Origin of the sequence: Pedobacter psychrodurus (genome assembly GCF_032678585.1) — a bacterium.
In the GTDB taxonomy this organism is placed as follows: domain Bacteria; phylum Bacteroidota; class Bacteroidia; order Sphingobacteriales; family Sphingobacteriaceae; genus Pedobacter; species Pedobacter psychrodurus_A.
This window is the reverse complement of record NZ_JAVTSN010000029.1, coordinates 57367-81535: the sequence shown is the minus strand read 5'-3', so window position 1 is coordinate 81535 and position 24169 is coordinate 57367. Positions and strand designations below refer to the sequence as shown.

Here is a 24169-nt window from a genome sequence, read left to right as displayed (position 1 = left end):
ACCAAATGACAGGCTACCAGTTAACCCAGCCACCCATATACCTACAAAACCATGGGACCAGCTATACGGATAACCAAGGAACTAACGAACTGTATAACCAGTTACTTCCGCAGCAGCATAACTCAAAACAAAAACCAAAAAAGTAAAAGTTAAACCAACCAGTGGCGGCCACGATCAGGCAAAAAGAATCTGCCCCCTACTTACCGGCCAACCTCACCATCCTGCGCAGGAGCACCTCCAGCCTTTTTTGCATTTCCTGATAATCCATCAGCAGGATATTGAAACGCTCGGCAACAACAACAGAAAGAATTCCCTGCCGGTTCAGCGCATTCGCATATCTCGCCAATTGATTAATATTATTACCTGCCCTACCCATTTCAGTCCCCAAAAGATCAAGCCCACCGATCAACTGCTCCGCATTTACGATTACACGCTCAGAACCAGTCAGAATCCTATTTCTGATCAGATCAGCTTTAGAAATGCCCAAAGTATTCTCCAGCCTTAAGATCAGCTCAAACTCAGCACTTGTAAAACGCACATCAATCTTTTTATCACGTTTACCGCAGACCAGTGGTGGTCTTCCCAGTTGACTTTTCTTCATAACGCTCCAGATAACCAAAAAAAGAAAACGAGCCGCGAGTTTTCTCAACCCTGATGGTGGACTTAAGCGCAGCGCAAGGCCAGTCAACAGGGCAAGGGACTTTTTGGCCAAGAGAGAATCCCACAGGGATTTTCGTCGGACAAAAAGACATCTTGCATTTATAAAAAGCAGAAGCCACCTATGGATATCATAACCCTCTATCTAAAGGGAAAATTGTCAGTCCATAAAAAAAGGGGCACATGGCCCCTTAATCACCTAAACTAAACACAAAACCCAAAGTCTTCGGTGGATCGGAACTACTCGCGTCGGTCCATACGGACCGGGCCCTCGCCTGCCCCTGCGCTTTCATGATATTGATACGATCTCAATTTCGCAGGATTTTCCGCTTCCGCAGAATAATGCTTCATTCCAGTATGTCAAAGAACAGCTGCCATAAGGCATGTTAAAAAATTCTGTAATAGCCAGATAGCTAATCGTATTATTATTGAAGGCCACAGCCAACATTTAATCTTAATAGCCTCATCTAGCTACATCCCCCGTGCACTTGTGAAAGAAAAAGCACAACACTAAGCACAGTATCCGCCGAACACACTCCCCTAATCAGATTCAAAAACCGACCGGATAAGTGGGGAAAGTTTTTTTTTGCAGATATCATATTAGCTGGGAAACCTGTTATATTAGTTTCCTGATCCAAACGTATCTCAGAAAGAAAAAGAAAGAAATTTTTGAGCCCAAATGGGCTTCATTGAGCTCTGAATGAGCTGCTAATGGACTAAGAAAAGCCCGGCTGAGAAAAACAGCAATATTGAACAAGAGATCAGTGGTGCCCACCGGATCCAATCATTCATTGAAAAGAAAAGTTAATTTTAAAAAAGAAGAGAATCCACATTACGGGATAAATCAGTTTCAGAGCTGTTTGTCCTTTTTCTAGAAATAAACCGGTATGAAATACCTTTTCGGCACTTTTTAAAGTGCCGAAAAGGAGCTGTCCGCTAAACTGGTGCCATAAGAATATTTAAGATCAATCCTGTTCTCCCCTGGTCAAAGCTCTGCACTATCCCCTGGGCTTACCAGCGATCAGGAATTTAAATATATTCGATTTCAAAATACCTCCTGACGAACCGTGCAATGTTTTCGTGTCTATCCCCGATTTCCAATTCGGTCCATGTGAGCTTGTGGCGGATTTCGGTATAACTTGATAGGGCGGTATCCTGAAAAAGTTCGAGCTTCTGATCAAAAGACTTATTACCGAACCTGCTGTTCTGGCTTTGCGTCAAAAGGGCAAGATTACCTGCGCGGTGCAGGTGTTCTGCTTTGAAGATATCGGAGTAAACTATTCCATCAGGATGTTGTGGGCAAATGTGCTCTATGGTATAACTATCATATAAATCCTTATCTAGGAGTAAACCTGAGCGGTTATTAATCCTTTGTTCATTCTCATATTGCCACAAAATAAACTTGATTGCCTTTCTCTTGGAATAATGATGTTTATTCACCTCAAAGTGAGTTGTTATAATATTTTTAAAATGTCCATTATGATTCCAATAGTCCTTAAATCCGAATTCCGCTGAATTCCTTATATCACCATATAAATCCTCCAGGCTGTAGTTTTCAGCGGGGTCAAAATATCTCCTTGTATATTTGTAGAGATAATCGGTGCGATAATCACCCAACTTGAGCTTAAAGCATAAAATCTCGAGCAGCTTGAATATTCTTGACACCAGGTCTCCCGAGACCTCCCCTTTATAAAACATCGACAACAGTACGAGTTTCCAGTTTACCTCAGTACCTATAAAAAACAAATTGGAAATCTCAGGCCTGCCCTTTGCGTTAAAAACACTTTTGGCGCTCTGACAGAAATCCACAAGGTTTTCAAAAAAAAGCACAATCCAGGCTGTTCTATCCTGCTGCTGTGCTCTTGCAATGTGCTGTTTGATAGCATCAACAGATGCGGGCATATTATAAAACAGCGCACAATAATTATCGAGCAGTTCATTCTCAGAAAAATAGCCCTCAACCCCCTCAATATACCTGTAGATCCTTGACATTTTCTGTTGTACCTGGGCAATATCTTTGTTGGCCTGTTTAACATTCGTACTCTGGAGATGGATTTGGTGCATCAGGTATGCCTTGATTACCTCAAAGCGTGAAAGTTCCTTCCCCCTGTTATTCTGGTATTCGAAAACCTGGGTTGCCTCAATCTTACTGGCAATAAAAAAAGTGCTGATCACTGCATTTTCCAGAGTAGTACCAATGGTTTCGAGTGTCGGAACGTCAAGCTTGTCCAACTCATCACGAAAATAGGTAAACGCTTCAATGATTCTCCTTTGAGAAATAGTTTCTGTATCTTCTGTACTGGATACCAGGTGTTTTCGGGTTATTTTTTTAAATATAGTCTGGTCATCTTCAATGGTTTCAAATACATCCGTTAGATACACGCTTTTGATCCCGGGCGATTCACTCCCCCTGAGCTCAAAGATTCTTACCAGAGCTGAAAGAAAGATTACTGTTGTAGTGAGCCTTTGCTGCCCATCGATGATGTACAGTACCTCATCTTCATGCTCAAAAAGTATCTGTCCAAGATAGTATTTTCTACCCTGCTGCTCAACCAGGTCATCCAGAAACTGCGCACACTGTTTGTGCTCCCAGCTGTAAGCCCGTTGGTAGGCCGGGATTCTTATTTGTCCAGAATTTTCAAATAGTTGTCTGATGCTTTGAGACTCGTTCTTTTTTGCAAGGTTTGGTAATGTTAAAATATCCGGCATTAATATAGGTTTGAGCCTGTGATATTAAGCAATTAAAAAATATCGGCCAATAATATTTTTCAACCTTTATTTACCGGATTTTTATTTCAAACAGCATAGCGTTAACAGCCCGTTATATTATTTTTTCTCCAGTTTCAGCACACTTTGGGCAATTCCTTTTCCGACAGTGAGGCTTTGCCGTGCAATAAGGGTATCTTTCCCCAATACCTTCATTCCAAGAACATAATAGGTCCCCTGAGCAATTGAATATTTTGTTGCTTCCCCCTCAGTTCCCGAATTCAATTGAAAGTTACTGCCCTCGCAGACATCACGGTCAAAAAGAATCTTGCTGGTAAAAACACATATGCTAACTGCCGGTATGATCTCATTATTAGCGTCAGTGGTTAAAAAATGAATCCCGTTTGGTGCCTCCAGCGTAATCGGAACTTCTTTTACCGTATTGGAAATGCTGGTATTGGCCTTACCTGTCAATGTCTGTTGGTTAACAAGCTTTGAGGCAACGAAATAATAGTCACCTGAAGTAATATTGAATAACTTTGCCCTGCCTTTTGCGTCAGTTTTCAAGGTGTAGGAACTGCCCTCACATTTCCCGGCAACATAGCCGGGGCTCAATGGATTGGTGAATATGCAGATTTCAGCATCTTTAAGTGGGGACATCGAAGCATCTCCCACGGTTACAATAAGCCCATTCTGCTTGTTCTTGGCCATTTCAGCGGTAACCACCAGTTTATTGGTAGGTATGGAACTATTGTCCCTTGATTCATATAGAATGCTATCAATAGTCTCCTGGTACACTACCGTATATAAGATGTCTTTTTTTAAGTTGGAAAAAACAAAATAGCCTTCTGCATCGGTTGTGGTGCTGAAAAGATAATTTTCCTTGTCTGCTGCGTCAGCATAACGGATGGTCACTTTTTTCTTCGCCAGGGGGCTGTCTGCCAATTGGTTGATTAAAGGTTCGGACAGAAACAAACGGCCAATCATCTGTTCATCGCCCGAGAGATCGCCCTGAGGCACCTTGCCGCATCCAATCAGGATCAGCACGAGATAAAAAAATGGGAACAGCTTTTTCATAATACCTATTTGATTAAAGATCCTATTAACTTGACAAAAGTTGCCGGCTCGATGGTAAGGGCAAGAAACGGAGCATTATAAACATACTTTGACTGCTCATCTGCAATCTGGTCATTGATAATGGTGTGGCTGGTCCTCCTATAAAAATGTGCACCGCCTGTGATCCTTATACTGGGCCAGGGTTCTACAGTCAGCCCCAGGTGGGGATTGTACAAGGGTTTTGGAAAACTTACACCCACAAAAACCGAAAAGCGGCTGAGCAGCTCTTCGCCCTTTAACCTCGATATAAACTTATCGTTTGTCTGTAAAATGGGGAAGATATGAACGTGCAGACCAGCAATTACCCTTGCCTGCTCCTCATCTGCTGCATTGCTTATTACCCCATTTGCAACGGTAACATCACTCCTTCTGAATTTCTTTGTTATATAGGCCAAACCAAGGCTTCCGGTTATATACTGAGGCCTTGAAACTTTATAAGTATCCGTCCTTTTGATAGTGTCCTTCTTCGTCACTGCATAAAGAGTGAGCGAAATCTCCTTCGGACTGGTCTGATCGGCAATGGGGATAAACCTGTTATAATACAATGCAGGTTGGGGATCATCCTGTACCTTAATTTCTTTTGGCGGGATTACAAAACTCTTTTCAGCTAAAACAAGTTCTGCCAGGGTAAGAGCGGAATAATTATCCCTGATATCTTCAAACATCAACCTTGCTTTAAGTTGAACCTGCGCGAGGATAATTGCTTCCACTCCTGTTGTAAAGCCATCGATATAACGCTTGCGTATTTTATCGAATTTATCGGCAGTGGTACTGTATGAACGCTCCATGGGCGGAAATTTTTTCCTGATTTCTGCATAAATTGCATCTGTGAGTTCTTTGCATTCCACGATACGGACCTTTTTAAGTGCCTGATCAACCGGCCCTCCAAGATCAGTTTCCTCCTCAATATTTTTCTCTTCATCCATCTGGAACAGCGAGATACCGCCATGAGAATATTCTACCTTCAGGATAAAAACAACACTTTTCGCTTTTTCAGTATTGTCATGCCTTGCGAGAGGATCCACACTGACCGGTGCTTTGATAGTCACCTTTGGTGTTCCGGAGACACCTGCGAACGTTTTCTGTACTAACCCAAGACTTATTGCCGCTTCACCACCAAGAGCACCCAGTACCGAGGTCATACCTACGGCGTCATCAAGCTGTTCATTCGCCGAGGATTTACCTGAAATATCTACAAATGTTGGCGTGAGAGAGAATACCTGTTTTGCCTTTAGGTTATAGGCCATTGCCTCGACATGTGTCTTGATCGGTATGGCTTCAGTCTCAGTTTCCTTTGAGGGCATTAAGTTACCCGAGGCATCATAAACCCTGATGAAATTTGTCCTGACACTGTTCTTATCCAGTACCCTAAAAGTCAGCGAATCAATGCCAACCCTTATAGCCTGTGCAGAAGCCATGTTTTTAGCATTAAGCGCCTTGGTTTTCTCATTGACATCTGTAAATTTGTAACGTTCTTTCCCTGTCTCCATCTGACGGTTAAGGGAATCAAATTTAGTGGTAGAGATGGGCAGCTCAGAGTGCAGGTCTAAAGACCTACTGATACTATTTTTTACGTAAATATCAAAGTTGTTTGCCTGCAAAGTATCAAATCCTTCCTTAAGAGGCAATAAACCGGGATCGGTAAAATCCAATGGGTTGAGCTTGATCTGGGAATCTGTATACCAGCCCCAGTACACAAGCCAGTTCGCCCTCAAAAGTTTGATCAGCGGATTGCGCTCATAACCAGACTTAAAAGTATTATAACCATTAACCCCACCGGTAGAACATAATTCAGAAACATTGTCTATATCAATGGCGTTAAGCTGCTCAAGTGCATTTTTTCTCCATTCGTTAAGCTGCCTGATTTCCCTGTCAACTGAGACCGTGTAGAAAGATTTGACCTTAAGGGTGTCGAGTATGCCTTTTATATTCTCACGGCTTTTTGCAAAATACCTGGCGATAAAGTTTTTTTTCATATCGCTCACCCTCACATCAAGATTGATCTGATGCACTTTAAACTTCTGGACTTCCATTTCTACCGAAACAGGTTTATCGAAACCGGTAGATACTGTTTTGGAATTACCATCACTATTAACCCTTACCGTATGGATATCCCCAAAAAACTGTTCAACCAAAAATACCCTTCCATGGAAATGCGGGAAATCGGTAGTTGCCCTTTCTGAAAGCTTTTGCTTTATATCTGCTGTTTTTTCTTCCTTAAAGATCGTGAGCAGGTCGGCCACTTCTGTTTTATAACTTTCAAAATCCCCTTTGGTCCCAAATAAAAGTTGATAAGCTTTACAGGCCTCATCTGTGGGATCATTTATCCTTTCAGAATGGGCTTTCAGCCGGTCCCTAAAAAAGGTGATGAGCTCATTGTGGGACTTTTCCGATGGTTCCACATTTATTTTGAGCTGGTATAACTGATCCTCTATCAGGCTGAAACGTTCAGGAGGAACGGTAATTCGTCCATCGGCGGTTACAGAAAGGTTAATAATTTTTGGGCTTACCGGTGAATCTTTTTGCGCAACAGCGCTAGAGCTTACAAAAGTTACCAAAAGTGCGGCAACGATTTTCCATGGGAAAATGTACCAACCTGTGCGGAGAGCAGACATAGTTTGAGTGGCTAATTTATGCTAAAATAGTAAAAAAACACCAGTTAACTACCTAACTTACAAAAATTTATAAATAATATATTTTTGCCCGTCATAATTTTTTCACTAATTTAGAACATACGATTAACGTTATGCTCAGATTTTTTTTAGCTGCCCTGTTTTGCGTTGCCTCCCAATTTGTACAGGCACAGCTAAACTGCTCGAGCGAAAGCTATTGCCAGATCATCCTCAAAGATTATCCCGGTTTGGGCGAAACAACCGGCAAACTGCCCGATGAGGCAACCTTACAGACAAAGCTTGCTTACATGAACGGCACAATCCGGATACCCGTTGTGGTGCACCTGGTGTATAATCCAACCCTACCCGACCAGAAACTATCCGATGAAATGATCAGGGAGCAGATCGAACAATTGAACATTGATTTCTCTGCGGTCAATTCAGACCTTGACAAAGTACCCTATGAATTCCGTTCGCGGATCGCGAACTGTAAGTTTTACTTCGACCTGAAAGAGATCAAACATGTGGAAACAAGCGTTAAAGAATTCAACTGCGGGAACCGTAATGCAGAAAAGCGGAAAATGGATCCAATAAAATTCTCGAAGACAAAAGGATCCGATGGCCTGGCCAGTACACAGTACCTGAACATTTGGATCGGCTCGATCAACGACGGCCGTGGAAGGGAACCGCTCCTGGGTTATGCATCACCATCAAACAGCCCTGGAATCTATGACGGAATAGTCCTGAATTACACAGCACTGGGATCCACCGCCCTTGCAGCCACCAATCCAAAAATAAAAAAAGGCCGGACCCTTACCCATGAAGTGGGTCACTGGCTTGGCCTGATCCATATATGGGGAGACAAAAAATGCGGTGACGACCATATCGGCGATACCCCACCCCAAGAGTTTTCGAGCCAGGGAATCCCCATATATCCCAGAAAAAGCATTTGTAGCATAGACAGTTGTGGGGACATGTTCATGAATTTCATGGACCTCAGCGCAGATGATATTCTAGTAATGTTCACCTGTGAACAGATGGAGCGGATGCGCTCCATGTTCGTTGAAGGAGGGAAACGGGCAAGCTTCCTTCATAACGGGTTCATAAACGACATCACCCTGGTTGATCAATCGATAAGAAACGATGCACACGCAGCCGTGATTACCAACCTGATTGACATTCCCGGAAAGTCACCGGGGAAAAAGACCGGCAAGTATATATCCTGGACACCATCCAAAAACGCAAAGTCCTACATTGTCCTGACCAGGCCCATCGAAAGTAAACTCTGGAAGCCAAACAACACCAACAACAACGCCATCACCCTGGATAACCTGATGCCGGGAGAAACCTATGAAATAATCGTCAGAACCTTCTTCGACAATGATTCCCCCAGCACCCAAAGCACCCCATATATTTTTGAGACAGCGAAATTGCTTGACAGGCCAGTACCAAAATCATCCAAATAGATATCTGTTAAAACATCAAGATGACCTTTTAACTGAGCCTCTAGCTTATGAGGCTACCCTGATTTATTCAAGCATACGTGACGGAAATCGCCTTTTCGAGGTTGAAATCTGAAGATTTCATAATTTATTAATTAAGTATTCAACTAAAACGCTTTCTGACCGATGTATCCATTTACTCATAAGGAGCGAACTGACGGGAAGATAGAGAACTACTTACAGAAAGCGTGAATTCAATAAGTGAAATTATATGCTAACGATAAACATAATTGCACCGGCATAAATAGCTTGCCGATCTCCATCATTTCAACCATGATATAATTACCTTAAAAATCAATCAAAACGGTTTTATTGCTAAAACAGACAGACAGATAACTTTTGCACCATGAATGATAATCTATCTTATACCTTCCTTTGCAAGTGTATGGCGGCTGCCGAAGATCATCAATAAAACACAGACTACTGTTTTGGATACGCTTTTCCTAAAGACGTATCCAGGAAATGTATCACAACAAAAATGCAAACATTTATTTGATCGAATTCATATATATAACTCTGCACTTTCAAAATTTAGCATGCTTGCGTATATTTGGGAGGTAGCGGTAATTATAACCACTCACAACAACGATGACCATAGCATTTTGGAACATAAATAATAATACTGACTTAGGTGATGTGCTTGTGGACTTCGTCAAAGAAAATGATGTGGATATTCTTCTACTTGCAGAATCTGAAAAAAGCAAAAAAAATAAAAGAGGGACTACTGTCGATGACATTTTACTTGACTTTATCAGCAAATCTAAAATTATACTGACTTCAACCTACAATATAATTCCAAATGACGATTTCAGAGTCAAAGTTATTTCGAGACTTTCCTCCACAGCCTTTCAACTTAAAAACAATCTTTTTAAAAGCTCACGCTGGTCTGCTTTTTTCATCGATATTCCAGGAATTATAAAATTTAATCTTTTTCCTGTTCATTTTTATTCCAAGGTAAACTGGTCAGACACTAGCCTTGCTTTGGAGTGCGTAAATTTTGCTAGAGACATTTCAATTGTAGAGCAAGAGACGAAATGTTTTAATTCAATTCTGATCGGTGACTTTAATATGAATCCATTTGAACACGGTATGGTTGCATCCAATGGGATTCACGGATTGCAAGACTTAGAATATTTAACAATCGAAAAAGACGGTAGAGAAATAGATGGAACTTTTTATAAGTATTTTTACAATCCTATGTGGAATTTTTTGGGAGATGAAACCGTTCCCTTCGGAACGATGTACTTTAGAACATCTGGACACGTTTCCCAAGAATGGAATATTTTTGACCAAGTTTTATTACGACCAGAACTAAAAGACCATATCACAAAAAAATCAACAAAAATTATTACTATAATCGCAGGAAAACCTATTTTAAAAAAGTATAATAGACCTGACGAAAAATATTCAGACCATTTACCAATAACTATAACTTTGACAATATGATCGATAACATCTGGGAAAAATTTTCTTTTACAGAAAATAAACAAAAATCGGCTTTAGACTACCTTAACGATTTAAAGTCTGGGTTAACTGAACAATCAGCAGGAGAATTAACTTTAGAAACAGAAGCGGTCAATGCAATTTGGGACGGTAATGCAAATAGAATTGCTGCTGTATATAAACTTTTCGTTGTAGCCCCAAAATTAGGGAATTTCAGACGAAAAATTTTATCCGTTGCAGAATATGGTGAAACAGGGCGTTTCCCCGTAGACATAATCAATCATTTTGAAGATAATTTCAAATACGATAACATATCAGAACCTGGCTTTATGACCAAAGTTAATGAAATACTGTCAAATCCCATTGTGAAAAATAGCATTGAAAATCTATTTCAACAAAGTCGAGAATACAACAAATAACTTAGGCAAACAGGAGTTTGGCGCTACAGGGGCAGAAAAAATACATTGTACAAATTTTTGACGAATTGTCGGGCGGCAATTCTTTCTTATCATCTATTTACCGAATTTACGCGGATAATAGGCTAAACCAAACATAAAACACTGTTGTAATACATTATTAAAACCAAATGTTTGGACATTTCTATTGGTGCTATTAACCACATTTTTGTTTTGCTTTAACAAATCCAAAGCAGACAACTTAATTTCAAAGTTTTCCCCCCGCATAAAGCGGTAAGTCAGGCTGGCATTCCAAATGGTATAATTTACAGTGGATTGGTTTTCAGCTTTATTGGTATTCAAATCAACATTAGTACTCCATGTCAGATTTTTCGGAAGTTGCAAGCTGCCACTAAAGCGTGTATAGTTATTTTGTCCATTGTAATGGCTGTCATTTAATGTTTGCACATTTTTGTATAAACTTAAACCTTCTTTGACATTTATATTCACAATATCCAAAAAACTATAGGATAACTCTACATCAAAATTGTTATTTTGATTGTTTGAACTTATCAAGTTTGCATCCAGATAAAGGGGAGTATGATAACTATAATGGTTGTACCAAATATTAAAACGGTAAGTATTATTTTTATTGGGGCTGTAAGATTTTCTAAAATAAGTGCCCATGTGCCAATATTTATTTCCTTTTATGTTTACTTTATAATTTATCATCCGGCCAATGATATCGTAAAAAACACTGTCTGATATTTTGTTATCAGAAAAATTACCATCCAGGCTGAAATCTATTTGGTAAGGATTTTTTGATTTCCTGCTTTCCAGGCTGGTTTTCCAGGCAAAACTTTTTATGTATTCTGGCTTTACCGCCAGGTTACCTTTTGGGATGTACCAGACATTGGCGCTATCTACAAGCGGGGCTAGGTGATCGACACTGGGGTAATTTACATAGGTATTAAAATTTAATGCACTTTTTATCTCGAAACGTCCATACTGATGGTTATTGTAACTTATCGATGAGTTAGGGATAAAATTGTGATATTGGTAACCAAGATTTTGCTGCCTTTGGGCAGCTAAACTTTGCCAGCCATAATATTGTACTTTAGCTGAAACCGAAATATCAAGACTTTTGTTATACCTGTTGGTAAGCCCATTATAAAAATTTTTACTAAAATTCAATTCGGGCTGTAAATTCTGTACCCTTTCGTTGCGAATATTCGTCAAATTCAGATTTGTCTCCCTTTGCTGCGAACTGGTAACGAGATCAGATACCAGATCATTTATTTCGTTTTTATTAAAAGCTAAAGTACCGCTTAAATTCATCTTGATTCCTGCCAGATTTCCAAAACCAAATAATAATTTTCTTAAATTTGGATATGTTATATTAAACGTATGTGACATACTTATACTTTCCCGATCGTACTGCCTATCGAAAAACTTGTCTGCCCCGGGATCGACAGCGGACAATATCGAAGACCGGTTGTTAAGCTCATTTCTGTGCGCATCGTAGGCCAGGCCATAACCAAGGCTAAAATTGTCCAACAGGTTCTTTTTTCTTTTTTTCTTCCCATCAATATCCAAATGCTCCTTTTGGTAATTGAACTGAGCTGAAAACACGATTTTCCTATATAAGTCCTGACTGCTTATCAAACTCTTATTGTTACCCAGTTGCCCAATGGTCCCCGTTCGGGTCTGCACACCTATATTCTGGCCAGTATTATTAGCCTGACCTATAATTGCATCACCCGATATGGTAAGATCGAAACTTTTGTCCTGATGGGCATAGTTAACTGAAATATTGTTACTTGTGCCGATATTTTTATTCTGGCTGGTATTATGATTACTTAAAATACTATCAGTTTTTAAAATAATATTATTAAGTATGGTATTTTCTATAGTTTCGTTGTTATTCTTAAAAAAATAATCAACCGTAAGCCTACGGCTTTTCCTATCGCTAAGCTCCGGTATGAAGTCATATTGTAACCTCGTAGCTGCGACCGTACTGAAATTGATACCTGCCCTTTTAAAATCAGGTTGATAATCCATATTGTTCCCATCCCCTTTAAAACTATTGAACCGGATCAAAGTATTGATATCATCCGCAGTCCTGTTGACATTATTGGATGCTCCAACAGTATTTATCTGTAGTTTTTTATTATAAACGCCAAGCATGCCATCTGCGGCAAACCTATCTTTGGTGCCATATCCAGCACTTAATTTACCGAAGTAGCCGTTTTTTTTATCATCTTTTAATTTAAGGTTGGCATTTAAGGTAGAATCAAGTGGGTTTTTTTCATTTCGACGGCTATATATTTGCACCTTATCCAGTACTTCTTTAGGCAGGTTCTGGGTAGCAGCGGTAAAATCACCACCCATAAAAGGCTTACCATCAACTAGTAGAGAATTTATTTTCTTACCATTATAGGTAATATCACCATCTCCCCAGACAACCATCCCCGGCAGTACCCTGATCAGATCTTCCGTTGTTGCATTGACATCCAGTTTAAAAGCCTTGGGATTAAACTCCAGGGTGTCCCCGTTCATACGCACAGGCGCTTGGGCTGTTATATTTACATCCTCTAAGTTATTTGACTGATCACTGCTCTGGAACATATAGATCCAATCGAAGTCTATTGTACTTTTATCTGCATGAAGATTGAATATCTTTTTATAAGGCGTATACCGTACATGGGTAATGATGAGCTTTAATGGTATATTTAGAGGTAATTTCCCTATGCTGAATTCGCCAAAATTATTAGGCAGAACAAATTTCAAAAGGCTGGAATCAATATTTTTATAAACAGAAACCGTTGCGCTGCTCAATACATATTTATAAGTACTGTCCTTTACCCTTCCCTTTATCGATCCCAATATTGATCTGAGGGTATCGGGACGAATCTTCACCTCAATTTCCTTGTCATCGTTTCCCCAGGACTGAGCAATTGTGATATCTGTCCAGATCAGAGAAATCAATAAAAGAAGTATATATTTCAAGTAAATTCTAAATTTCATTGAATATTTTTATATTTCTTATACCATAAAACGGGTTAAAATTAACGCGCAAGCCATACGGTTTACCCAACAGAGACCAGAAGGAAAAAATATACATAACGGGATAGCTACACGAATTGAAATTAAAGACCTTAAAAAAAAGCGGATAAACCACCAGCATTAAACGCCGAGCGAAAAATCATACTCACCACCGTATCACTCTTAATTGTCTTCCGGATGGTAAGCCTATCAGATAATAATGCCACGGATTTTACTCCTTCAACTTCATCCGCACGATAACGGGATTACTTTTTCGGTTCTGGGTTTTAAAATAGTCCTGCAAGGTAGCTGGGTACTGCGGTTTTTTATCCTTTGTCGCCTCCAATGAAGCAAACATATTAAAAGATGAAATATTGGAGTAGTAAACACCTTTTTCGAATTCATTAAGCCCCTCAACCTTCATCCTTTCATTGAAAATAGGCAAAAAATAATTACTTCCGTCCCCAACGAGGCGTTCTAACGAAACCAGTTTCTCAGTAGTGGTATTAAAAATAAAATTATACTGGTGCTCAATTTCCGATCCCCCGCTTGAAACATAGATCCTTGGGTTTATCTTGAAAAATAAATTATCACCTTTATAAAAAATATTTGATACGTTCATAATTTTCAGAGGATCTGGATTCAGGAAATATTTCTCTGCAGTAGCCTTTATCAGCTCCTTATCATGCGATGTCAATATTTCCTTTGCAAAAACCCTTTCCCGGGGGAACACAAATTGGAATACCGGTTTTGCATCATCCTTATCCACATGATAAACCTTATAATCAAGGGGAGTAGAAATATAAAACGCATTTCCGTCTACCCTTTCAGGTAACATTAAAAAACCATTAATAGCGCAGATTGCCTCGTTTTCCTTTTGGTTGACCGGCAATAATGACTTATACAGAATATCATTTTTATAGGTCTCAAGGCGGTATACAATGCTGTCTTTTACACTTTTTAAATTGGGAATAAAACAGCCGTTCGCTAATGCAAAATAGCCATTCCCAAACGGAAGCATTTCGGGATTTTTCGAAGAGCTGGGTGCTTCATTATTATTATCGATCAATTTACCCGATTTACTATAATACTTCTTTTCCCGGGTATGGGAAGACCTGGCCCCACGCGAAAACTCGATACAATTTAAGCTGTTGTTAAACTCTATATTTTCACCCAAACTCTCTGCTTTGCCTTTTATCTTTGTGATAAACTTACCCAGCAAGGTGAAAAAATATACACTATGGGTATCTGCATCATACACAACAAAACTGCTATCTGTCACAATAAGCCTGGTCACATATCCCAGCATACATTTTTTGCTTGTCTCTAAAGGAATGTATTCAACCTTCTCAAAATACTCCGAAACCTTACCCCCGTAAGCCTGTACCGGATTTATGCGAATCTTGGGCAGTTCCTGCGCAAAAGCACCAACAGTTAAAATAGTTGACATCAAACTATAAAACATTAGCCTACCGATATTATTTTTTTTCATTAATTTCTAGGTATATAATTTCCGGACAGCCTGCACAGCCAATATGTTCAATTTACCATTGTTATAAACCAGCGCGAAAGGCAATTTTTATAAGGTGTAGGTAAGTGGTCATTATGGAGCATAATACGCAGTATTGCCAGCGCAGATAAAATGCGAGACAACAATCCTGTATTTTTTTCTCCGCGAAGCTATTTTTTGATCTTAAAATAGAGCACGGCCATAACCAAACCCTGTTTACAAACTCAGCAGGTAAATACAACAGCTTTCCGTTTCACAAGCGCTCAAGACCTATCCTACAAATAATCAAATCGCAATACCAAAGCTATAAGGCCAATGCTGCTTTCTAATTAAAAACTGGGGATTTGAATGAGCGTTTTTCATATTGGTTAATTCAGTACCCACAAATAATGGGTTATCTTAGATGACTGTTTCTTTTACATTATGTTCCGCAATTTAATCCCAAAACAATTTCACAGAAATGGAGGATTTACCCCAATTGATGGATAATCCGATCATGCTTGGATTTCCCTAAAAGTGTACCGGTTTTCATTCCAACTGTATACTTCGCTTTTGCCGTATGACCTTGATTGAACCTTAATATAAAGGAAAACATGCTCTATTGGAAAAGCTATTATAAATCAGCACAAGGAATTGCCATAAACAGACCGTTTTCTCCGTAGTACTGATCTGAACCTTATTTTAAATCGATAACTCAAACCCTGCCCCGCCTCCTGCTTTCCTTAAACTCACTGAGCAACTGGCTCTTAAAATACTTATCCCCACCGGGAAGTTTCTGCGGCTTCAGTACCCCTTCCTTGACCTTGCGTTTATAAGTACTCTCACTGATCCCCAGATAATCCTTCACCTCCTGGCGGTCCATCTGCGGATCCTCATCAAAAACCAGGCTGCCATGGTACTTACTATTGTAAACCAGAACCAATATCTGGTAGATTTTGGACAGAACATCCAACAGCGCATCAATTTTATTCATTGGAACGATAGGTTAAAATGTCAACATCAAAGCTTAATCCGTCCCCAATATCAAAGAGCGGAACTTACTGCAACCCGAACAAGGACATCCTCAAAAACAAAACATCAAAATACCCGGCATACATCGAAAAAAGCATCTACAGCGGCAAATAAAACAATTTTACCAACACTTGTCAAGTTGCTGCAGGGTTGCTCAAACCAGCAACCAAGACATCATAAAAATGCATAACCCCATAAAAAACAGCACATCAGAAAAAGATTACCTGCAAAAAACACTATTTCACCACGGGAACACCCCACTTCACCACGGACATAAAAAAAACAGGCAGCGGAATTTTATTTTAAGCAGCCCCCTTAAAATAAAAAAAATGAATTTCGAACTCTTCACCTACCACCAGATATTCGATCAGACCATCCATATTGATCAGACCGAAAGCATCAGCATTGAAGAACTTAAGTCAGAGATCAAACTGGAATCCGACCGCATCCTCATCGCCCTACAGAACAGTACCCCACAAATGGATCCCGCAAAAACCCAGCAGTACATCCACCAACACCAACAGGCAATCCATATTATGATCGAAAGACTGGAAGAAACCATATTCGACCATAAAGAAGAAAACAGCAGAAAAAAAATCATTGAAATCCTACTGCACTCAGCAGAAAACCTAAGCCTGGACCTTCAAAAATATTTCCCTGCCTACTTCAATTACCAGGCGATGCTTCCCAGATCACTTGCCCAAAAGACAAGCGCCAGGATTGATCAAAAAGCAACCCACCTGATACAGATCATCAGCTCCCGTAAAAACCCCAAACAGCCCATCAATAATTTAGAGAACACATTGAAAGAAATCATGACCACCCACAAAAATACCACCTATGGACAAAGGGATTACATGGAATCCTTTTTGGATACGCTGAGGGAACAGATGGAAAAAATAGAAGCCGGAATAGAACTGCTGGATATTATCCTGCGCATGATATCCCTCAACTACAACCACCCGCTGTTTTATGAATTCTGCTGCACCTACTTCAGCAGAGAAGTTGAGCGCTGCGAAGAAATATCCGCACAATACACCACATTAAACTTTATCAAAAAAAGCATCAACCAGACCAGCCCATCGAATAGTCAAAAGTATAACCCGGACCTCCCCGCAATCCAGGAGAGCCTGCTCAAATTCATAGCATCAGAACTCGACTACCTAAACTCGATGGACAGCATTGGAGCCCATCTTCACCAGCACGGGCTTCTGGACGACCGCTACAAAGTAACCCTCACCGTGCGGCAGCTCGCCATCTTCATCCACCTGCAGGTAGAAGCCAACATCATCATCACCGAAACCCCAAAACTCCTCCACGAATACATCGCCAAACACTACCGCACGAACGAAACCGACAGGATCTCCGCCAAAAGCTTTAAAAACGCCTACTATAGCGCCTCAACAGAAGACCTGGAAAAAGTGATCGATAAAATCGTAACCATGCTTTCCCTCGCCCAGGAAAAGCTGTAGCAATCCCATAATTCCAAAAAAACATCCCTACAAAGCAATAAACACCAAGGCAGTCACCTTCAATAAGCCAAATTCCCATATAATCTGCCCGCTAACCCCAAATATCCACCTCAATTATCAACCCAATCCACCCAACATCCAATAAAAAATAGTGCATAAACCCAAAACCCCAAAAATCCAGTTTAAGAAAATCGGGGTTGCTTGGGGTTGCTGATCCAGCAACTTGACAAAGCCCAAAAACAACATTTCTTTACAGGAAAAACGAAAATGGAAACAGCACTTTACTTCACCGCACTAAAAAAGTATGACCAGTTGCCCATCGGCCTGGAAGCCTACCTTACCCAGGCTTTAAAGACCCAGGAATTCAAAAAAAAGCAGACCATCACAGCAAATCTCCCACCTGAAAGCTTTCTGAGCTGCATCACCAGTGGCGCAGCCAAACTGTATTCCACCGACAGGGAAACCCACGAAGAACACACAATGGATTTTTTCTTTGAAGGAAATTTTCTGCCATCAATCCCCCATATCCAACAGATCGCCCCCGCAAAGGCGATAGACCTGTCCATAATTTTCCTCGAGGACACAACAACATTAGCAATAAACGAGCGGCATTATCTCTTCCTTCCCAGGATCTTCCCGCACATTGTACACCTCTACAACAACATCCACGGACAGCACTACCTCAACCAGATCGAACGGACCATCCTCAGGGAAATCCTCGCCGCCCAGCTCCGTTACGAACAGCTACAGAAACTCAGGCCCGAACTTTCAAACAGGGTATCCATTACAGACATGGCCTCCTTCCTGGGCATCCATCCCAACACCCTGAGTGCATTAAGGGGAAAAAAATAAAACAAATCAAAAAAAAAGAAAAAGAAAACACAAAAAAACGCCCCATAAAACCATAGGTATTGCCCAAAACCGGGTAATACCTATTCCAGATTAGACAAAAAAATGCACCCGGCCCAAATTTTCTAATCCAGATATGAGCCCAAAAAGCCACAGAGGCCGGAGATTTACACTAAGAAACAGAAAGCGAAAAAAAAATGAACACATTATTAAACAGGGACTTAGCCCTCAAAATCATCACCAGCCTGCTGATCATACTCTGGGTATATACAGGGGGATCAAAGCTGATGGATTTTCCGGATTTCAAAAACCAGCTGCACCTCCAGCATTTCAGCGAAACAACAGCCAAGATCCTGACCATAGCCCTCCCCGTATCCGAACTCCTAACAGCAGTACTGCTCGCGAGAAAATACCAAAAACCCGGACTAAAGATATCACTGATACTACTGGGCATCTTCACCCTCTATATCATACTGATCCTCAGCGGCTACTACATCAAAGTACCCTGCAGCTGTGGCGGCGTACTCAAGTTTCTGGGATGGCGCATGCACCTGCTCTTCAATATATTCTTTCTCACCATAAACACCTTAGCACTCTATTTATACACCAAAAAAGAAAGGAGGCAGGGAAAATCAGACTGAACAGAACACGTGCCCGTCAAGAAGCTTCACCGGCACGGAGATAAAAATCAACATCCGGTGCAAAACACCATTACCTAAAATTTTTGCCGGTTTTTCATTGTAAAAACCCCCTTAAACTATGAACACTTTAAAAAAAATCAGCTTTGGCGCATTCGCCTTTATTTTTGGTCTAACCCTGGTACTGACCCAGTCCGCATTTAAACCAGCAGGCATCATTGCAAGCCTAAAACGTGTACCGGTAACCGTTTACTACCATGGGCCTAGTTTCCTTCAAGCGGAAGTCGAAAAAGAATCCAACTGGACAACCACCACAAATTCACAGACCTGTAACGACGTAGACCAGGTTCCCTGCTCGCTACAGATCGACAATAGTTATGTGAGCGCTGGTGTCCTACAGAACTCTGCCCTATTGAGCGCAGCACCAAATACTATAACAGCAACCTACTACGTCCAAGGTTCCGCTGACGGGCTGATGGAGATATCCAACAGAACAAAATAGCCAAAAACAAAGACAGGGCCATCCGGCCCTGTTCTTTGATTGTTAACTAAACCTAATTCAAATACTAATTCTGCGGAATGCCGGCAATCTCTATAATATCCGTCGGCAGGGGAAGCGCATAGAACGAAGCATTGGGTTCGAGAAAATAGCTAACCCCACTAATTGTCCTTTCCAACCGTATTCCCAGCCCCTCCCTATTATATCGCTTAAGATCCCCCCATCGCAGACCGCGCATCAGCAACTCCTTTCTACGTTCGGCACGTATGCCAGCTAATGCCCCGGCCTTATCGACCGCCGTAACCGGATCATAGATTACCGTTCCCTTCCATCTCTTTTTCAGCAACAGGTTCAGGTCGGCCATTGCCCCACCGATATCCCCCGTCCATGCACGGCACTCAGACCTATTGAGGTAAACCTCATCCGTAGCAAGTCCGGTAAACAAAAGTGATGCACTTGCACTGTAACTTCCCTTGAACTGCTGGTATTTACCACTGGGCCTAAAGTAGATTGCCCTTCGAAGATCATTCACCCCAAAAGAGGCATGCAGCATCGTATCAATGCGGGCAGTACTTGGGGCCTGCAATGAAAACCCATTGGCCATCTCGCTGTAAAAAACGATTTCCTTATTGAACTTTCGGAAAGGCACATTAAGCCCAATTCCCGAGATATCACTGTCACCGTTAAAGTCCATTAGGGCCGACTTGATCTTCAGACATTTATCAGCATAGATCAGGGATTTTTCGTAATCACGCATATACAGATAAATCCTGGACAACTGTGCATAAGCAGCCGCCTTCGAGGGACGTGTGAGTACCAGTGGATTCTCAGGAAGCAGTTCAGAAGCTTCCGATAAATCTTTTATGGCCTGGCGTAGACAGGCACCGACACTGGACCTGACCGAGGGGACATTAAAGTCCGAGCTTAACCGGAGCACAATCCCCGGATCATTTTCAGAAGACGAGGCATCATAACCAAGGCCAAACTGCGCAGTCAACAGGTAAAAATAATAGCTCCTAAAAAAAAGTGCTGATCCCCTTACATTGTCCCAATCCAGGGAATTTTTCGAATCTCTCGGCACCTTATCTAAAAGTTCCAGGCACAGGTTTGAATTATATATAGGCAGGTAACCTGCAGACCAGTCATTGGGAAACCTGTAATCCACCTTTTTCCACACGTAAATATCCCTGACCAACTGGTTCAGCGAACCTATTTCCGGTATAAAAAAATCCCCCGCACAGGCCTCCCCATAGGATGGGCTCCTTTGGTTGTTCATCTGACCGACATCATCAAGAACCCCCTGGATCTCATTAAGCTTACCGGGAACCAGAAGTTTCGAATCCGACTTCAGTTCCAGATACTTTTTGCAGCCCGGGCAAAGCAGTGTCAAACCGCTCAAGGCCAGCACCGCCACAAATATTTTGATTTTCATAATTAAGTTTTTTATTATCCACGATTAAAAACTTCCCCTGATACCAAAGGTATATCCCTTTGTCTGACTAACCTGATCAAGATAATCAGGGTCAAGCCCAAAACGGTTCGCCTTCCACAAAAGCCCAAGATTGGCCGCATTCGCAAATACATCGAGCGTACGGAAAGGTATCCTCCATTTTTCAGCATTGATGTGATAACCCAAATTCACATAATCCAGCCTGATATTGTCCGCAGGAATAACATTTACCACAGCATTGGTATAAAAATTATCCCGCAGATCATCGTTCGGATACATAAGAGATGGTACGTCAGTCCTTTTCTCATCGCCGGGAAATTGCCACCTTGAGTAATAATCCGGATGGAGCACCCCAGAGCCTATAAATTCCGAAGAAACGAAAGACCGCTTTTTAACAAAATACCCAAATCTATAACTGATATTGAATGAAACCGTAAAGTTGCGGAAGCTGAACGAATTGATCAGCGATCCGAAACAGGTAGGGCTGGCAGGCCCGACATATTCAATATTTGCAGCACTTAAACGGCCTTCATCCGCTATTGCCGAATAATCCGTACTCAGAACCCCTTTCACATAACCCATCGGATTACCCGAAGCGTCAAGCCCGCCCCACTTATATCCGGAAATCGAATACAGCGGCAGACCAACCACAGGGGTAATCGACCCACCCCCGCCAAGCAGCGCCGAAAGACTGTTATTGGTCGAATAATATTTTACCGTTTTATTTTTGTTGAGGCTTAAATACAGATCAGACGACCAATTGAACCCCCTGCCCGAAATATTCCTGCTATGCAGCTCCGCATCCAGCCCCCTCCCCTCCATGTCCGCAACATTCCTGGTAAGTTCAGCAGAAGCTCCCCACGTAGTATAATCATAAAGAAAAGAGCCATAAAGATCCGAACCATGCTTGCGGTATAAAGCAATACTTCCTTTCAGCCGGTCACCCCTGAGCGCAAAATCAGCCTTGAGGTTTACCTGTGAAAGCTGCTCCCATCTCAAGTCAGGATTGTTGATCCTGGAAATCCGAACAAAAGGAAGAACAGATGTAGAATTGGACCCCATAATACCGGATGCATACGCCGTCTTTGAAAGATCCACGTTTCCGCTCCTGCCATAGGTCAGTGTAAAACGAAGTATGGGAAGCCAGGACAGGTCATAAAAGGACTCCTGCGAAAAAGACCAGCCCAGTCCGGCCGACCATAGCGGTTTCCATTTATCATTGGTATTGGCACCAAAAACGTTTGAACCATCCCTCCTCACGCTCCCTGAAAACCTGTATTTGCCCTTATAAGTATAAGACCCATTCCCATAAAAACTGATGAAACGGTTCTGTGTACCTAGCAAACTGTTGCCACCGGGTATAGGCATCGAATTTCCCGTAATAAAATTCGGATAACTGCCAACAAAATCTACTGCCTGAAAAACAAGTGGATCAGCCTGATAACCATATAACATATCGCCACTGCCACCTACCCGTGATTCCCGCGTTTCCGCACCGGCAAGAAAGCCGATAGAAGAAACACCGATATTCTTGTCCAGGTTCACCTGAAGCCTCGCCGTGGAAGAAGACACCTCCTGGCGGTCAGTGCTCAGGCTGCCACCCCTTGGCACAACATACCTGACCACCCCGGTAACCCGGTTGAGCTGGCTGTAAGAATTGATAAGGTTCCTGGAAGCAAAACTCTCCGCATCAGCGGTCTGGACAGCTGTCATGTCCTGCTTCTGGCGCTGATAACTCGCCTCCACGTTCAAAAAATCAAACACCTTATAACGCAGACCGGCAGACCCGAGCAGTTCCTGGCGGTCAAAAGTGGAAGTTACATGTTTATATTCCTCGGTAGGATAATAATTCCAGTCCTGTAACTTTCCCAATCCCGCAGTATCAGTATAGGCAGACCTAAACTCACGGGCCCAGGCAACCGGATTACCTGCGGCATCCCTCAACGGCCCATAGCCCGCCCTGCCCGCAATCAGCTGAGAACCATAACCCGGGCGTCCCGAGCTGCCAGAAGCGAAAGTCAGAGAAATGGAAGTGGAAAGCGAAAGTTTTGGCGTAAGCATGGTTTCCTGCGCATAACGCAGATTAAACCTCCTGGATGCCGCATAGTTCTCATCATAACCGCGGTCATAACCGGCAGTAACAGTCTGGGCACTCCCAGCGGTACCCGCCCTGATATTTAAACCATACTGCTGAGTGAGCGCATGGGTATAAAACTCATTCAGCCACTCCCTCTTGAGGTCCGTAGCCGTTAAAACATCCAGACCCGCCTGCAGCTGCGCAGCAGAGATCACCCCGTTCCGGCGTGACAAGAACAGCTCAACCCCGGGAGTAAGCGCAGAATAACCATTAATGATCCTCGCATCAAAATACCCCTGATCAAAGAGCGCGCGCTCCACCTGTAGAACATCCGAAGCAGCAGCCTGTTTCACCTGCCCCAGATCAGGAAGGCCGCGTACCGTTACATTTGCATTAAATGAAATATTCAGCGACTGGTTCAACCTCGCTTTTTTTGAACTGATCACAATCACCCCATTCCCAGCCCTTGCACCCCAGATCGATGAAGCAGAAGCATCCTTAAGTACCGATACACTCTCAATGTCAAAAGGATTGATATTATTGATATCACCCTCATAAATAAACCCATCCAACACAATCAGCGGATCCAGCGGCCCGTTTATTGTCCCGAGCCCCCTCACCGATATCCCCGTTTTATTCTGCGGATTCGCATTCGACTTACCCACATTCAACAGCAGACCCGAACTCTGCCCCAAAAGCCTGTCCAGGATATTTGTTCCAGTCCCCGCACCGAGCATTTTAGAGTCGATTACCGAAACCGTGCCATTGGTCTCATTAGGCTTCACCTTCTGATAACCCGTACTGATCTCAACCTGCTCCAGCTCCTTAACCTGCTGGATCATCCGCACCAGCAAGGGGCCGGAAAGATCACCCACACCCCGCAGCACCCTAGTCACCGGAAAAAGATCCAACCTCGAAAAACGCAGGGTATCCGGAAAAGCCCTCACCATAATTTCAAAACTGCCCACGGAATCAGTCCGCAGCGCACCACTGTACTTCGACCTCACATACACCTGGTTGGGCAGACCATCAGGGACCACCACCCTACCGGTCACCTTTACCGGCACCGCCAGCTTCTGCGCAAAAACCGGAGAACAGAAAACAGCACACAAAACAAAAACACCACAAAACACCGGAACGGAAACATACCTCCCAAAAAAATCCGATAACCTCCAACAGCCCCCCAT

General features: G+C 42.1%; 16 protein-coding genes. 7 read left to right on the top strand and 9 right to left on the bottom strand.

Annotated elements, in window-relative coordinates:
- Positions 1-196: 196 nt before the first annotated feature.
- The 4 genes from R2S57_RS18680 to R2S57_RS18665 all read right to left on the bottom strand — a co-directional run bounded on the left by R2S57_RS18680 (position 197) and on the right by R2S57_RS18665 (position 7094).
- Complete coding sequence (locus R2S57_RS18680; protein WP_316826069.1) at positions 197-601, bottom strand: plasmid mobilization protein; 405 nt, start codon at positions 599-601, stop codon at positions 197-199.
- Positions 602-1686: 1085 nt separating this feature from the next.
- The gene (locus tag R2S57_RS18675; RefSeq protein WP_316846461.1) at positions 1687-3366 is read right to left on the bottom strand and encodes a DUF262 domain-containing HNH endonuclease family protein; all 1680 of its coding nucleotides are present in this window, start codon (positions 3364-3366) and stop codon (positions 1687-1689) included.
- Positions 3367-3483: 117 nt separating this feature from the next.
- A complete protein-coding gene (locus tag R2S57_RS18670) occupies positions 3484-4440 on the bottom strand; it encodes a hypothetical protein (RefSeq protein ID WP_316846460.1) in 957 nt (318 codons plus the stop codon).
- A 5-nt stretch (positions 4441-4445) separates the two neighbouring features.
- Positions 4446-7094: a hypothetical protein gene (locus R2S57_RS18665; RefSeq protein WP_316846459.1), complete on the bottom strand. Its 2649-nt coding sequence runs from the start codon at positions 7092-7094 to the stop codon at positions 4446-4448.
- 131 nt (positions 7095-7225) lie between these two features.
- Between R2S57_RS18665 and R2S57_RS18660 the strand changes: the two genes are divergently transcribed.
- The 3 genes from R2S57_RS18660 to R2S57_RS18650 all read left to right on the top strand — a co-directional run bounded on the left by R2S57_RS18660 (position 7226) and on the right by R2S57_RS18650 (position 10455).
- The gene (locus tag R2S57_RS18660; protein ID WP_316846458.1) at positions 7226-8557 is read left to right on the top strand and encodes a M43 family zinc metalloprotease; all 1332 of its coding nucleotides are present in this window, start codon (positions 7226-7228) and stop codon (positions 8555-8557) included.
- A 624-nt stretch (positions 8558-9181) separates the two neighbouring features.
- Positions 9182-10039, top strand: coding sequence for a hypothetical protein (locus R2S57_RS18655; RefSeq protein ID WP_316846457.1), 858 nt, complete (start codon positions 9182-9184; stop codon positions 10037-10039).
- A complete protein-coding gene (locus tag R2S57_RS18650; RefSeq protein WP_316846456.1) occupies positions 10036-10455 on the top strand; it encodes a hypothetical protein in 420 nt (139 codons plus the stop codon). The genes R2S57_RS18655 and R2S57_RS18650 overlap by 4 nt, the downstream gene beginning before the upstream one ends.
- Positions 10456-10548: 93 nt before the next feature.
- On the opposite strand, the gene R2S57_RS18645 is transcribed toward R2S57_RS18650, so the two are convergent.
- The 3 genes from R2S57_RS18645 to R2S57_RS18635 all read right to left on the bottom strand — a co-directional run bounded on the left by R2S57_RS18645 (position 10549) and on the right by R2S57_RS18635 (position 15959).
- Positions 10549-13458, bottom strand: coding sequence for a hypothetical protein (locus R2S57_RS18645; protein WP_316846455.1), 2910 nt, complete (start codon positions 13456-13458; stop codon positions 10549-10551).
- A gap of 250 nt (positions 13459-13708) precedes the next feature.
- Positions 13709-14968 (bottom strand): 6-bladed beta-propeller, encoded by a 1260-nt coding sequence (locus R2S57_RS18640; protein ID WP_316846454.1) that lies wholly within the window; start codon positions 14966-14968, stop codon positions 13709-13711.
- Positions 14969-15680: 712 nt separating this feature from the next.
- Positions 15681-15959, bottom strand: a complete 279-nt coding sequence (locus R2S57_RS18635; protein WP_316846453.1) for a helix-turn-helix domain-containing protein — start codon at positions 15957-15959, stop codon at positions 15681-15683.
- Positions 15960-16326: 367 nt separating this feature from the next.
- Here R2S57_RS18635 and R2S57_RS18630 point away from each other — a divergent pair, with 367 nt between their 5' ends.
- The 4 genes from R2S57_RS18630 (at position 16327) to R2S57_RS18615 (ending at position 19458) form a co-directional block, all read left to right on the top strand.
- Positions 16327-17469, top strand: coding sequence for a hypothetical protein (locus R2S57_RS18630; protein WP_316846452.1), 1143 nt, complete (start codon positions 16327-16329; stop codon positions 17467-17469).
- Positions 17470-17736: 267 nt separating this feature from the next.
- A complete protein-coding gene (locus R2S57_RS18625) occupies positions 17737-18321 on the top strand; it encodes a hypothetical protein (protein WP_316846451.1) in 585 nt (194 codons plus the stop codon).
- Between the two features lie 194 nt (positions 18322-18515).
- Positions 18516-18959 carry a MauE/DoxX family redox-associated membrane protein gene (locus R2S57_RS18620; RefSeq protein ID WP_316846450.1) on the top strand — a complete coding sequence of 148 codons (444 nt, stop codon included), beginning with the start codon at positions 18516-18518 and terminating at the stop codon, positions 18957-18959.
- Between the two features lie 118 nt (positions 18960-19077).
- The gene (locus tag R2S57_RS18615; RefSeq protein ID WP_316826049.1) at positions 19078-19458 is read left to right on the top strand and encodes a hypothetical protein; all 381 of its coding nucleotides are present in this window, start codon (positions 19078-19080) and stop codon (positions 19456-19458) included.
- A gap of 64 nt (positions 19459-19522) precedes the next feature.
- On the opposite strand, the gene R2S57_RS18610 is transcribed toward R2S57_RS18615, so the two are convergent.
- A complete protein-coding gene (locus tag R2S57_RS18610; RefSeq protein WP_316846449.1) occupies positions 19523-20887 on the bottom strand; it encodes a RagB/SusD family nutrient uptake outer membrane protein in 1365 nt (454 codons plus the stop codon).
- Between the two features lie 24 nt (positions 20888-20911).
- Positions 20912-24169 (bottom strand): SusC/RagA family TonB-linked outer membrane protein, encoded by a 3258-nt coding sequence (locus R2S57_RS18605; RefSeq protein ID WP_316846448.1) that lies wholly within the window; start codon positions 24167-24169, stop codon positions 20912-20914.

Coding starts and splice junctions, on each gene's coding strand:
- R2S57_RS18680 (WP_316826069.1), bottom strand. CDS start 601: ATGAAGAAAAGTCAACTGGGAAGACCACCACTGGTCTGCGGTAAACGT.
- R2S57_RS18675 (WP_316846461.1), bottom strand. CDS start 3,366: ATGCCGGATATTTTAACATTACCAAACCTTGCAAAAAAGAACGAGTCT.
- R2S57_RS18670 (WP_316846460.1), bottom strand. CDS start 4,440: ATGAAAAAGCTGTTCCCATTTTTTTATCTCGTGCTGATCCTGATTGGA.
- R2S57_RS18665 (WP_316846459.1), bottom strand. CDS start 7,094: ATGTCTGCTCTCCGCACAGGTTGGTACATTTTCCCATGGAAAATCGTT.
- R2S57_RS18660 (WP_316846458.1), top strand. CDS start 7,226: ATGCTCAGATTTTTTTTAGCTGCCCTGTTTTGCGTTGCCTCCCAATTT.
- R2S57_RS18655 (WP_316846457.1), top strand. CDS start 9,182: ATGACCATAGCATTTTGGAACATAAATAATAATACTGACTTAGGTGAT.
- R2S57_RS18650 (WP_316846456.1), top strand. CDS start 10,036: ATGATCGATAACATCTGGGAAAAATTTTCTTTTACAGAAAATAAACAA.
- R2S57_RS18645 (WP_316846455.1), bottom strand. CDS start 13,458: ATGAAATTTAGAATTTACTTGAAATATATACTTCTTTTATTGATTTCT.
- R2S57_RS18640 (WP_316846454.1), bottom strand. CDS start 14,968: ATGAAAAAAAATAATATCGGTAGGCTAATGTTTTATAGTTTGATGTCA.
- R2S57_RS18635 (WP_316846453.1), bottom strand. CDS start 15,959: ATGAATAAAATTGATGCGCTGTTGGATGTTCTGTCCAAAATCTACCAG.
- R2S57_RS18630 (WP_316846452.1), top strand. CDS start 16,327: ATGAATTTCGAACTCTTCACCTACCACCAGATATTCGATCAGACCATC.
- R2S57_RS18625 (WP_316846451.1), top strand. CDS start 17,737: ATGGAAACAGCACTTTACTTCACCGCACTAAAAAAGTATGACCAGTTG.
- R2S57_RS18620 (WP_316846450.1), top strand. CDS start 18,516: ATGAACACATTATTAAACAGGGACTTAGCCCTCAAAATCATCACCAGC.
- R2S57_RS18615 (WP_316826049.1), top strand. CDS start 19,078: ATGAACACTTTAAAAAAAATCAGCTTTGGCGCATTCGCCTTTATTTTT.
- R2S57_RS18610 (WP_316846449.1), bottom strand. CDS start 20,887: ATGAAAATCAAAATATTTGTGGCGGTGCTGGCCTTGAGCGGTTTGACA.
- R2S57_RS18605 (WP_316846448.1), bottom strand. CDS start 24,169: ATGGGGGGCTGTTGGAGGTTATCGGATTTTTTTGGGAGGTATGTTTCC.